This window comes from Streptomyces sp. NPDC101237 (assembly GCF_044767465.1).
Taxonomy (GTDB): domain Bacteria; phylum Actinomycetota; class Actinomycetes; order Streptomycetales; family Streptomycetaceae; genus Streptomyces; species Streptomyces gramineus.
In genome coordinates, this window is sequence record NZ_JBIWNY010000024.1 from 83610 (window position 1) to 96459 (window position 12850).

General features: G+C 73.0%; 5 protein-coding genes. 3 read left to right on the forward strand and 2 right to left on the reverse strand.

The window, feature by feature from the left end; genetic code table 11:
* The first annotated feature begins 25 nt into the window (after nucleotides 1-25).
* The 3 genes from ACIRQ9_RS30635 to ACIRQ9_RS30645 all read left to right on the forward strand — a co-directional run bounded on the left by ACIRQ9_RS30635 (nucleotide 26) and on the right by ACIRQ9_RS30645 (nucleotide 8532).
* Entirely contained in the window at nucleotides 26-1876 is a 1851-nt protein-coding gene (locus ACIRQ9_RS30635) for an HSP90 family protein (RefSeq protein WP_404180569.1), read from the forward strand.
* Between the two features lie 2 nt (nucleotides 1877-1878).
* Nucleotides 1879-4812 carry a hypothetical protein gene (locus tag ACIRQ9_RS30640; RefSeq protein ID WP_404180572.1) on the forward strand — a complete coding sequence of 978 codons (2934 nt, stop codon included), beginning with the start codon at nucleotides 1879-1881 and terminating at the stop codon, nucleotides 4810-4812.
* 435 nt (nucleotides 4813-5247) lie between these two features.
* Nucleotides 5248-8532 carry a GH92 family glycosyl hydrolase gene (locus ACIRQ9_RS30645; RefSeq protein WP_404180575.1) on the forward strand — a complete coding sequence of 1095 codons (3285 nt, stop codon included), beginning with the start codon at nucleotides 5248-5250 and terminating at the stop codon, nucleotides 8530-8532.
* A gap of 233 nt (nucleotides 8533-8765) precedes the next feature.
* On the opposite strand, the gene ACIRQ9_RS30650 is transcribed toward ACIRQ9_RS30645, so the two are convergent.
* Together ACIRQ9_RS30650 and ACIRQ9_RS30655 are read right to left on the reverse strand one after the other, a co-directional pair.
* Nucleotides 8766-10469, reverse strand: a complete 1704-nt coding sequence (locus ACIRQ9_RS30650) for a carbohydrate binding domain-containing protein (protein WP_404180578.1) — start codon at nucleotides 10467-10469, stop codon at nucleotides 8766-8768.
* 185 nt (nucleotides 10470-10654) lie between these two features.
* On the reverse strand, nucleotides 10655-12598 hold the full coding sequence (locus ACIRQ9_RS30655) for a LamG-like jellyroll fold domain-containing protein (protein ID WP_404180581.1): 1944 nt from the start codon (nucleotides 12596-12598) through the stop codon (nucleotides 10655-10657).
* Between the last annotated feature and the right edge of the window lie 252 nt (nucleotides 12599-12850).

Below are 12850 nucleotides of genomic sequence, written 5' to 3' on the forward strand. Positions count from 1 at the left end.
CGCTCCTCTCACCCCGGACTGCCCGATGACCCTGTCCCAGACCCCTTCGAGTCCGGCCGACGGCGCCGACCGCACCTTCCAGGTGGACCTGCGCGGCCTCGTCGACCTCCTCTCCCACCACCTCTACTCCAGCCCCCGCGTCTACCTGCGGGAACTCCTGCAGAACGCGGTCGACGCACTGACCGCGCGGCACGCCCTCGAACCGGACGCCGGCGCCGGCGCGTTCGGCATCCGGCTGTACGCCGACGGCTCGGCGGTCCGGGTGGAGGACGACGGCGTCGGCCTCACCGAGGCCGACGTCCACACCTTCCTCGCCACGATCGGCCGCAGCAGCAAGCGCGCCGAGAAGATCGCCGAGCAACGCGCCGACTTCATCGGCCAGTTCGGCATCGGACTGCTCTCCTGCTTCCTGGTCGCGGACGAGATCCACGTCCTGAGCCGGTCCGCGCGCACCCCCGGCGCACCCGCCGTCGAGTGGCGCGGACGCGGCGACGGCAGCTACACCGTCCGCGCCCTGCCCGCCGCCGCCCGCACCCGGCCCGGCACCACCGTCACCCTGACGCCCCGCGCCGACGCCGCCGAGTGGACCGCCCCGGCCCGGGTGCACGCCCTGGCCCGGCACTTCGGCGCCCTGCTGCGCCACCCGGTGACCTTCGACGACGGCACCGGCGGCCCCGGCACGCCCGTCAACCCCGAGCCCGCGCCCTGGGCGCGCACCTACCCGACGCCGGGAGCACGCGCCCGCGCGCTGGCCGCCCACGGCGAGGAGACCTTCGGGTTCACGCCGCTGGACACCATCGAGCTGGACCTGCCGGCCGTGGGTTTGAAGGGCATCGCGTGCGTCCTGCCCGAGGCCGTGCCGGCCGGACGCCGGCACGGCCACCGGGTGCACGTCAAGGGCATGCTGCTGTCCGAGCAGGCAGCCGAGATCCTGCCCGAGTGGGCGTTCTTCGTCCGCTGCGTCCTGGACGCCGAGAGCCTGCGCCCGACCGCGTCCCGCGAGTCCCTGTACGAGGACGACACCCTCGCCGCGGTCCGCGACGCCCTCGCCGAACGGCTGCGCGCCTGGATCGCCCGCACCGCCGCCAGCGACCCGGACCTCCTCGGCCGCTTCCTCCAGGCCCACCACCTGGCCGTGAAGTCGCTGGCCGTGCACGACGACGAGATCCTGCGGATGCTGCTGCCCTGGCTGCCGTTCGAGACCACCGCGGGACACGCCACCCTCGACGAGTTCGCGCGCACCCACCGCACCGTGCTCGTCACCGCCAGCGTGGAGGAGTTCCGGCAGGTCGCGGCGATCGCCTCCGCCGCCGGCCTCGGCGTCGTCAACGGCGGCTACACCTACGACCGTGAACTGGTCCACCGGCTGCCCGAGATCAGGCCGGAGATCAGTGTCGCCGACCTCGACCCGGCCACCCTCACCGCCCACCTCGACCCCGTCGACCGGGAGACGGAACTCGCCGCCGCGGCCTACCTCACCCAGGCCCGCGACGCCCTCGCCGTCTTCGACTGCGACGTGGCGCTGCGCACCTTCCAGCCCGCCTCGGCCCCCGCCCTCCTCCTCGACAGCCGCGAGGCCCGGCACGAACGCACCCGCTCCCAGCTGGCCCGCGAACAGCAGGGCGGCGTGTGGGGCGACATCCTCGGCCACCTGCGCCAGGAGGCACCGCGCGCCCAGCTGATCCTCAACCAGCTCAACCCGCTGGTGCGCACCGCGGTCACCATCGACGAACCCGAACTGGCCCGCACCAGCGCCGAAGCCCTCTACGGGCAGGCCGCGATGCTGTCCCGGCGCCCGCTCAGGCCCGCCGAGTCGAGCCTCATCAACCGCTCCTTCCTCGACCTCCTCGCCCACGCCCTCCGCAAGGACAGCTGACGATGCCCACCGCACCCCCTCCCCGGAACACGGACGAGCTGTACCGGGCGCTCCAGGAGAACGCCCGGCGCCCCTACGGCCGTCCCCGGACCGTCACCGCCGAGGAACTGACCGAACTGGCCGAGCAGTTCGCGGAGCCGCGACCGCTCGTGCACGCCCTGCTGGAACTCCAGGAGGCCTACACCTACGGCTCCGAGCCCCGCAAGTCGCCCGTCGTCTTCGCCCGGCTGCTCACCCTCTTCGACGAGCAGCCCGACGTCTTCGACGAGCGGATGCGGCACACGCTCTTCTGGCGGTTCAAGTGGGTGGCCAACGCCCTGCTGGCCCTGCCGGAGATACCGCTGGCCAGCCTGCGCCAGTGGCTCACCGAGATGCGCGACCGCTACGAGAAAGCGGGCCTGGCACTCCAGCCCTACTACGGGCAGGCCCACCGGCTCGCCGCGCACGTCGGCGAGGACACCGACCTGGCCTTCGAGCTGTGGGCGGGGCGGGCCCGCACGCGGCTCAGCGACTGCGAGGCGTGCGAGATCTGCGAGCGCGCCCTGCACCACCTCGCGGCGGGCGACGACGAACGGGCTCTGCGCGCCTGGGAGCCGGTCCTGACCGGCAAGGAGTCCTGCCAGGAGGAGCCCGCCCGCTCCGTCTCCCACGCCCTGCTCCCGCTGCTGCGCGCCGGCCGCACCGAACGGGCCCGCGAACTCCACCTCACCGGCTACCGCGCCTGCCGCCGCAACCCGTCGATGTCCGGCGAGGTCGGCCGGCACCTGGAGTTCTGCGCGCTGACCGGCAACGAGGCCCGCGGCCTGGAACTCCTCGCGGAGAACCGGAACCTGTTCGACGAGGTCGACTCGCCGCTGGACCAGCTCGCCTTCCTCACCGGCGTCGAGGTCCTCCTGCGGCGCGTCGAAGCCCTCGGCCACGGCGACCTGCCCGCCGCCGGCTATCCGGGCCGCACCTGGACGGTCGCCGCCCTGCGTGCCGAGACGGGACAGCGGGCCGACGCCCTCGCCGCCCGCTTCGACGCCCGCAACGGAACCACCGCCCACACCGACCGGCGCACCGCCCGCCTGGACCGCGCCCCGCTCCTGGACACCCTGGAGCTGACCCTGCGCACCCGCGGCCTCGACGAGGTGGCCCCGGCCGCCCCGCCCGCCGCCCGTCCCGCCACCACCACCGTCCCCGACACCCTGCCCGAACTCATCCTCAGGTCGCGGGAGCTGGAGGAGCAGGGGCATCCGGACGCGACGGTCTGCCGGGCGCGACTGCGCACCCTGGTCGCCGACCCCGGCTACGCCCACCCCGACGACCCCGCCGTGGGTCCGCTCGCCCGCCTGCGCGCGGACCTGCTGGCCGACGAGGCCGCCAGGGCGGGCGACAAGGACGCGTTCGACCAGGCGTCCGCGCTGTGGCAGGAGACCGCCCGCCTGTACGACGAGGCCGGAGCGGCCGGGGACGCGGCGCTCGCCCGTGCCTGCGCCGTGCTCCCCACCTCCGAGATCCCGACCGGCGACGACGCCGGGCCCGACGCCAAGGCCGCCGCGCTGACCGCCGCCCACCGGGCGCTGGTCCGGCTCCAGGAGGAGGCGTCCGGCCTCGCCCCGTACCAGGAGGCCCGGGTGCTGCGGCTGCGGGCGAGCGCGCTCGGCCTGCGGCTCCAGGAGACCGGGAACGACGAGCACGCCAAGGCGGTCCTCGCCGAGGTGGACCTGCTGCTCGACTTCGCCGCCCGGCACGACATCGCCGGACAGATCTCCGGAGCCCGCCTGCTGCGCGCCACCACGTACGCCCTCGCGGGCGACCTGCCCGCCGCGCTCGCGGAGACCGACGACCTCCTCGACCGGATCGGGTCGCACGGTCCCGCCTGGCACCTGCCCCGCACCCTCGGTCTGCGCGGCCGGCTCCGGCTCGGCCTCGACGACGCGCAGGCCGCGTACACGGACCTGACGGAGGGCCTGCGGCTGGCCGCCGGGTGGCCGACCGAGGCCGTCGACACGGCCCGCCTGCACACCGACCTCGCGCAGACCTGCATGCGCCTGGGCCGCCACGACGAGGCGCTGCGGCACCTGACCCGCTCGGCCGAGCGGGAACTGCGCCACGGCAGCCGGACGGACGCGTTCTGCACCTATGGCACCGCGGCCCAGATCAGCCTCGAACTCGGCCGCGTCGAGGACTGCATCGCGCTCCTGGACTCCGTGCTGGCCGAACCGGACGTCACCGCCGGCGAGGTCGACGACCGGCTCGTCGCCCAACTGCGCCTGTACCGGGCCCGCGCGCTGCACGCGGGGGAGGACCTCAAAGCGGCCACCGCGGAGTTCGCCGCCCTCGCGGCCGAGTCGGCCGGCTGGGACGACGACCCGGCGAGCCACGCCGTGATCGCCGCCGAGACCGCCGTGCTCCTCGCCGAGTCCGGCGAGTTCGACCGGGCCCGCGAGGCCGCCGACCAGGCCCTCGCCGCGCACGCCAGGTCCCCGCGCTACGAGCAGGTCAGCAGCTGCCTGCGCGAGATCGCCCGGCTGCGGACCCAGCGGCAGGGAGCCGAGGGGCTGGCCGACGCGCTCGTCCTCCTCGCCGACGCGGGCCGGGTCGCCGACGAGGCCCGGGAAGCCGGGTACGAGGCCCGCGACCGCTCCCTGGACAGCGCCCTGGCCTACGAGCACGGGCGGGTCAACGCCTACGCAGGCGAGTACGAGACGGCCCTGGCCGCGCTGGACGGGGCCCTCGTCCTCCTCGGCGGATCCGGGCCCGGCGACGGCCGCGAAGGCGAGTGGGCCGAGTGCGTCCGCCTCGCGTCCGTCGTGGAGGGTCTCTACCTGGAACGCCCCGCTCCGGCCCTCGCCCGGCTCGACGCGGCGGTCTCCCGTCTCACCGCCCTCGGCCGGACCGAGGAGACCGAGGCACTCACCTCCCTGGCGGCCCAGCTGCGCGACGAGGGGTGAGCGGCCGGCCAGAAGCGTTTGCTGAGCGGTCGTAACTCTCGCAAGGAATCATCGAGTTCGGCCGCCCTTCCCGGCTCCGCCCGTACCGCGGGCGGAGCCGGGAAGCGACCGCGCCGACCCGCGCGGATGCGTCCGCGGCGGCGCGGCCGTCCGGGGGTGGTCCCGGGGCCGGACGTGAACTTCGCGCTCAGAAAGTCTTGTTGGCCTCGTTGACACGCCGCAAGCACAGGCGTTTCACTCGACACTCGTGCATGGCAACGTTGTCAGGCCGTGGGAGCGACCCGAACCGTTGCCTGTCGCCGGCAGTCCGGTGTTTTTCGGCACGCCGACACCTGATGTGCGAAGCACGAACCGCTGCGGAGGCAACCGATGGTGAGACCCCGACGTCCAGCTGCACCAGCCGACCGAGCACGAATCCGACGGCACCTGGTCGCCGTGTGCGTCCTGGGCCTGGCGGCCCTGCCGCTGCAGGCGGCCGGCACCGCCCAGGCCGCGGGCAACGCGACCCCGCCCCTCGTGAAGGACCCCGCGTCCCTCGTCAACCCGCTCATCGGCACCTCCGGTGCGGTGGACACCTTCCCCGGTCCCGACATGCCGGCCGGCATGGTGCAGTGGGGCCCCGACACCACGCCCCACCGCCCCGACGGCGGCGGCTACGAGTACGCCGACAGCAAGATCTCCGGCTTCAGCCTCACCCACGTCTCGGGACCCGGCTGCCCCGTCGCCGGCGACCTGCCCGTCCTGCCGGTGACCGGCGCCCTGAGCGGCGACCTCGGCAGCACGTCCGTCGGGTTCGGCCACGACAGGGAACAGGCCGCCATCGGCTCCTACAAGGTCACCGACGCGAACGGGGTCGCCACCGAGCTGACCGACACCACCCGCGCCGGTATCGGCACCTTCACCTTCCCCGCGGACCGGCAGGCGAACCTGCTGTTCAAGCTCAGCGGCGGCGCCACCCAGGTGGACGGGACCCGCGTCCAGGTGGTGAACAGCAAGGAGATCAGCGGCGCGATCGACAGCGGCCACTTCTGCGGCGCCGCCAACCGGTACACGCTGCACTTCGACGTCAGGTTCGACCGGCCGTTCACCGCGAGCGGCACCTGGGTCGGCAGCACCATCACGCCCGACGCGACGTCGCTGAAGGCCGGCAAGGTGGCCCCGGCGCCGAAGAAGTCGACGCCGGCACCGCTGAAGGAGAAGCACTTCACCGTCCCGGCGAAACCGTCCCCGACGGTCCACCAGAACGGCGCCAGGACGGCGGCGTCCGCCCAGCCGCCCACGACCGGCGCCAACGGCATGTACCTCACCTTCGACACCGCCGCCAACCCCAAGGTGACGGCGAAGGTCGGCATCTCGTACACGAGCGACGCGAACGCCTCGGCCAACCTCGGCGCGGAGATCGGCGGCTGGAACGTCGGCGCCGTCGAGAAGGCCAACCACGACGCCTGGAACACCGTCCTCAAGAAGCTCCAGGTCGGCGGCGGAACCACCGACCAGCAGACGCAGTTCTACACCGCGCTCTACCACGCGCTGCTGCACCCGAACGTCTTCTCCGACACCAACGGCCAGTACATCGGCATGGACAACCAGGTCCACAAGCTGGCCAAGGGACAGCAGGCCCAGTACGCCAACTACTCGGGCTGGGACACCTACCGCTCCCAGACCCAGCTGATGGCACTGGTCGAGCCCAAGGTCGCGAGCGACGTCGTCACCTCGATGCTCAACGGCTACGACCAGACCGGTCTGCTGCCCAAGTGGGCCTCGAACAACGGCGAGAGCTACGTGATGGTCGGTGACCCGGCCGCCGGCATCATCGCCGACGCGTACGCCTTCGGCGCGACCGGCTTCGACACCGACAAGGCGCTCGCCGCCCTCCAGCACGAGGCGACCGTCCCGAACAACGACCGCCCCGGCGAGTCGGTGCGCGACGCCAAGGGCTACCTCCCGCTCGACCAGAGCTACGGCTGCTGCAACTTCTACGGACCGGTCTCCACCCAACTGGAGTACGACTCCGCCGACTACGCCCTCGCCGCGTTCGCCAAGTCGCTCGGCAAGACGTCCGTCTACGAGAAGTTCGCCACCCGCGCCCAGGACTGGATGAACGTCTTCAACCCGCAGTCCGGCTACCTCCAGGCCAAGAACAAGGACGGCCAGTTCGCGACCGGGTTCACCCCCGGCACCTCCAACGGCTTCGTGGAGGGCACCTCGGCCCAGTACACCCCGATGGTCCCCTTCAACCTGAAGCAGCTCATCCAGGCCCGCGGCGGCACCAAGGCCTACTCCTCCTACCTGGACAGCCTGCTCGACGACATCACACGGCCCGGCGGCACCGACGCCGACCTGAGCAACGAGCCCAGCGTGGAGATCCCCTGGGAGTACAACTACACCGGCGAGCCGTGGAAGACCCAGGCGGCCGTCCGCGCGGCCCAGCAGGACCTGTACTTCAACGCCCCGGTCGGCTCCTTCGGCAACGACGACCTCGGCGCCATGAGCTCCTGGTACGTCTGGTCCGAGCTGGGCATGTACCCGGAGACCCCGGGCGCGGACACCCTGGTGCTCGGCAGCCCGGTGTTCCCGGTGGCCCAGGTGACCCTCGGCGACGGCAAGACGGTGCGGATCGACGCCCCGCAGGCCGCGACCGACGCGCCGTACGTCCAGTCGCTGAACGTCAAGGGCAAGGCCTGGAACGCCTCCTGGCTCACCTACCAGCAGTTCAAGGGCGCCGGCACGCTGGACTTCACGCTCGGCACGCAGCCGGACACCGCGTGGGCGTCCGGGCCATCGGCGGCGCCGCCGTCGGACACCACGGGCGGCGACCGGGTGCTGGCGGCCACCGGCCCCGCCAACGGACTGGTCCTCCAGCCGGGCGCGAGCGACGACGGCACCCTGGACCTGACCAACCTCGGCGGCAAGAGCGCCACGGTCGACTGGACGGCGACGGCACCGGCCGGCGTCACCCTGGACACCGCGTCCGGCTCGCTGACCGTCCCCGCCTCGGGCAGCGCCGAGGCGAAGATCCACGTCACCGCGGGTCAGGACGAGGGCACGTTCCCGGTCTCCTTCGCCCTGACCGACCACGCCACCGGCACGGCCCTGCCCGGTGCGGTCCTGCGGGTCGCCGTGGCCAAGGCCGGCGCGCTGTGGCCGTACGACACGAACGAGGGCGTCTACCCCGACGGCAGCAGCTACTCGGGCGGCTTCGACGGCGGCGGCTGGGCCTACTCGCAGAACGCGCTGTCGGCGGCCGGGGTCACCAGCGGTTCCGGTCTCACCGTCGACGGCATCTCCTACACCTGGCCCACGGTGAAGTCCGGGCAGAACGACAACCTGGAGATGGCGGGCCAGACCGTTCCGATGCCGGCCGGCACCTCGGGCTCCTCGCTCGGGCTGCTGGGCGCGGCGGCCAACGCGCCGACCGACGGCAGCGGCACCACGGGCACGCTGACCGTCACCTACACCGACGGCAGCACCGCGCACGCCACGGTCGGCTTCTCCGACTGGACGCTCAACGGAGGGTCGGCCAAGCCGCTGCCGAGTGACACGACGGCCGTCACCACCGGCTACCGCAACACCGGGAGCGGCGGCCGGGACGGCGTGAAGACCTACGTCTTCGCCACGAAGGTCCCGCTGGACCCGGCCAAGCAGGTGGCGTCGGTGACGCTGCCGGTGACCGGCTCCACCGGCACCGCCCACCTGTTCGCCTACGGCTTCGGCCGGTAACCGAAGCACAGAGGGCCGGGGGGGGGGGGGGGGGGGCGCCCCGGGGCCCCCCCCCCCCCCCCCCCCCCCCCGCCGCCCGCCCGGGGGGGGGGGAGCGGGGCCCCCCGCCCCCCCCCCCCCCCCCCCCCCCCCGTGGCGGCCGCGCGGGGGGGGCGCTAACCGCACGGGGGGGGGGGGGGGGGGGCCCCGGCCCCCCCCCCGGCCCCCCCCGCGGCCCTCGTCCGCTCCGCGTCTCAGGCGAGGCTGAAGTCGTCCGCGTACACGGCGCCCTGGCCGTACCAGCCGTGCACGTAGACGGTGACCGCGCCGCTGGAGCCGGTGGTGAAGGTGACCTTCAGCTGGTTCCAGGCGGTCGCGTCGGACCAGGTGCTCGCGGTGGCGCCGCCGCTGACGCCGACGTAGGCGTAGGGGCCCTGCACCCAGGCGGAGAGCGTGTACGTCTTGTTCGGGGCGAGGGTGACGGCCTGGTCGCACTCGCCGGTGCCGCTGGAACTCGGCGTCACCTGGAGGCTGTGGGAGCCGCCGTGCACCGGGGTGGAGACCACCGAGCCGCCGGCCGCGCAGGTCCACGGACTCGTACCGCCGCTCTCGAAGCCCGCGTTGACCAGCGAGCCGCCACCGCCGCCGCCTCCCGAGGAGGTGACGGTGAGCGTGTACGTGGCGCTGTGGCTGCCGCTCGCCGCGCTGCCCGTGACGGTGATCGGGTAGCTGCCCGCCGCGACCGACGAGCCCACCGTCGCCGTCAGCGTCGAACTGCTGCCGGAGGTGACGGAGTTCGGGCTGAAGGAGATGCCGACGCCGGAGGGCGCGCCGGAGGCGGAGAGGCTGACGGACTCGGCGCCGCCGGAGGTGACGGCCGTGCCGACGGTCGCGGTCGCCGAACCGCCCTGGGCGACCGAGGCGGAACCCGGTGACAGGGACAGGGAGAAGTCGGTGGTGGTGCCTCCGCCGCCGCCCGAACCGCCCTCGAAGGGCACGAACGCGTCGGTGAAGGCGAGCGGGCTCTGGCTGATCTCGCTGCACGTGGACAGCGAGTTGGCGCTTCCGCCGCAGGGCTGGTCCCGGTTGGCCGACCAGAACGCGAGGCGCCCGAGGCCGTTCTGCGCGGCGAAGCTCTCCACGGTCTGGGCGTCGGCCAGGGTGAAGGTGGACCCGTCGTCGTTCTTGCCGATCATCGGGGTGATGCCCAGGTTGCCGTAGCCGTAGCCGGAGTCGACGGACTGCATCTGCGCCAGCGTGGCCCGGGCCGCGGAGAGGGCGGCCTGGCCCATCTCGGTGCCGGTACCGGCGTAGTAGTCCATGGTCATGACGTTGACGACGTCGATCCTGACGCCGGCGTTCTTGGCGGCCTTGAGGATGTTGACGCCGTCGCCGGTCAGACCGCTGGTCAGCACCGGCAGCGTCATGGAGAACCGCAGGGCGGGGTTGGCGGCCTTCAGGTCCTTCATCGCCTGCATCTGGCGGGCCACGGCCGCGGTGTCGGCCACGGCGGCGCCCTCGACGTCGAAGTCGAGCTGGGTGACGCCGTAGTCGTTGATGACCGCCTGGTACCCGGCGTCGACGCTGCTCTGGTTCGAGCACGTCCACGCGAGCGGTTCGCCGCTCGCCCCGCCGGAGGAGATGATCACCGACGCGCCCTCGGCCTTGGCCCTGGCGATCTCCGGGTCGGTGAAGGAGTCGTTGCCGATGGGGAGGGTGTCGCCCCAGATCTGGTTGCAGCCCACGCCGAGGACGAAGGCCGCCGTGTAGGCCTTGAGGCGATGGCCGGTGAGGGCGGTGTCGAGAAGGCCTTCCTGACCGTTCGACATGTCGACGTAGGGAGCGACGGAGTAGACGCTGCCCGCCGCGGCGCTGCCGGCGGGGGCCAAGGCGACGGCGGCGCCGGTGACCGTGAGTGCGAGGGCGCACGCGGAAGCCGCGAGTCTTGCCAAGTGCATGACAACGACCCTTTCGGGATGCCCGAGGAGGACGGAGAGGTGGGGGGTGGGCCTGGAGAGGTATTGGTACATACCAAACTCCCCGTGGTCTCCGCCGTCAAGAGGACTAGACCAAAGGCTCCGTCAAGTCCGCGCGCCCCGTCTCCGGTCGGCCGGTCGCCGGGCCGGAGACGGGGCGCACCGGGCTACTTCGCGGTCAGGAACTCGTCCGCGGACAGCGGGCGGTCCACGATCCGGATGTCGCCGATGCCGCCGTGGAAGACGATGTCGACGGCGCCCGCGTACTCGTGACCGCCCACCAGCCAGGGCAGTCCGAGCGAGGTGAGGCCGACCGAGAGCCGGTTCGGGTTGTCGGCGACCGGCGCGCCCTCGACGTACAGCCGCGTACGCCGGCCGTCGTTGACCACCGCCAGGTGCCACCAGGTGAGTTCCACCAGGCCGTGGCCCCAGTTGGTGGTCGGATAGGTGTCGTTGAGCGGGTAGTGGTTGAACTGGGGCTCGCGGCCGTTGTTCGAGATGGCGAGCTGGAGCACGGGCTCGCCGGGGTCGGTGTTCTTGCCGTGCTTGCCGGCGTCCGAGGCCGAGCCCCGGCGGCTGAGTATCGACGCCCAGCCGTTGCGGCCGGCGTCCCAGTCCAGGGGCATCCGCACGAACGTCTCGATGGTGTACCCGGACCTGAACGTCTCGGCGTTCAGCGGCGCCTTGGCCCCGGTGGTCAGGTACGAGCCGTGCAGCGGGTTCCGGCCGCCCGTGAACGTGAGGCTGGCGTGCGCGGGCTGGTCGGGGTGGTGGTCGTCGGACCAGGTCAGCGCGTCGGCGGCGGTACCCGGCAGGGTCACCACCGTCAGGTCGTTGCCCCTGCCGGACAGGTCGGGCACGCTCTGGCCCGCGGTGAGCGCGGAACCGGGCCTGCCCTGCCCGTCGAAACGCCAGTACGCCACCGTGCCCTTGACCAGTTCGCGGGCCGCCGGGCGGGCCGGCCGGACCGGCACCGGGGCGAAGCCGGCGAACCGCTCGGCGAAGTCGATCGGCACCGAGAAGTTGTCGACCGGGCCGGTGATACGGGCGTGCTGGGCCGCCAGCCGGCTGCGGGACTCCGGCTTCTGGGCCAGGATCCAGGGGTTGACCGTCTCGACGTCGATCGTGTTCCGGGCCAGGTCGAAGTGGTAGAGACGGATCATGCCGCCGCCGCCGAAGTAGCGGTTCTGGTAGTTCGTGATGTGCAGGTGCACCTCGTTGCCCGCGGCGTTCTTCGCGGTCGTCCGCGCGGGCGGCCAGTAGTGGCCGTTGAGGGTCAGGAAGATCTGGTCGTTGTCGTTGATCAGCCGGTCCCAGACCGTGCGGCCGTAGTCGGACAGTACGGCGTTGTCCTCGGGGTCACCGGACTCGTACGGGAAAACGTTGTCATCGTAATCGGAGTAGACGAGGTCGTGCGTCGTCAGGATCACCGGCAGCTTCGGGTGGGCCTTGATGACGCCGTCGGCCCAGGCGAAGCCCTGCTCACTGGTCCGCCAGTCCAGGGCCAGCAGCAGCCAGGAGCGGCCGGCGGCCTCGAAGACGTGCGCGGTGTTGTAGCCGGTGGCGTCCGCCCCGGCGAACGTCTTGGCGCGCTTGAAGCGCTGCGGGCCCATGGTCCGCAGGTACGCCGTGTCGCCGCGGCTGTCGTCGCCGCTCACGTCGTGGTTGCCGGCCAGCACGCTGTAGGCGGCGCCGTGCGCGTCCAGCAGGCCGAAGGCCTTGTCGACCTGCTGGAAGGAGGAGGGGTCCGCGTCCTGGGTCAGGTCGCCGAGGTGCGCCAGGAACACGATGTTGTCGGCGGAGGCGTGGCCGCTGTTGCCGATGACGTAGCGGAACGACTCCTCCTGCGGCGTCCGGTCCACGCTGTCCTGGCTGCCCCAGTAGAGGAACTGGGTGTCCGGCATCACCGCGAGGGTGAACCGGAGGGCGGCCGTGTCCGGTCTCCAGCTGCCGGTCGCCCCGCTCCGGTCGGTGCCGTCGGCGAACGCGGGCGTGGCGCCGAGCGCGGCCGTGCCCACGGTCGCCGCCCCCGCGCCGGCGAGCGCGGCGGTGCGGAGGAAACCGCGCCTGCTGTGTCCTGCTGTTTCCTGTGACGGAGTCTCGTCCTGCATGGACTTGGGCCCTCCCGGGTCGTTGGTGCGAACGTCGACGACGCTACCCAGAGGGCCCGTGGGGCGGGCGGACACGAGATGACGGGCGAGAGCCGGGCGGCTGACCGGTTTCGAAAGTTCCGGGCCCCGAGGGGGGCCGCTGACCGGCCGTCGGGCGGGCCGGTCGCTGTGCGGCCGTCCGACCGGCTGTGCGGGCGACCGTCCTGTCGGCCACTCGTCCGACCGTCCTGTCGGCCGCCCCGCCTGCCGGAC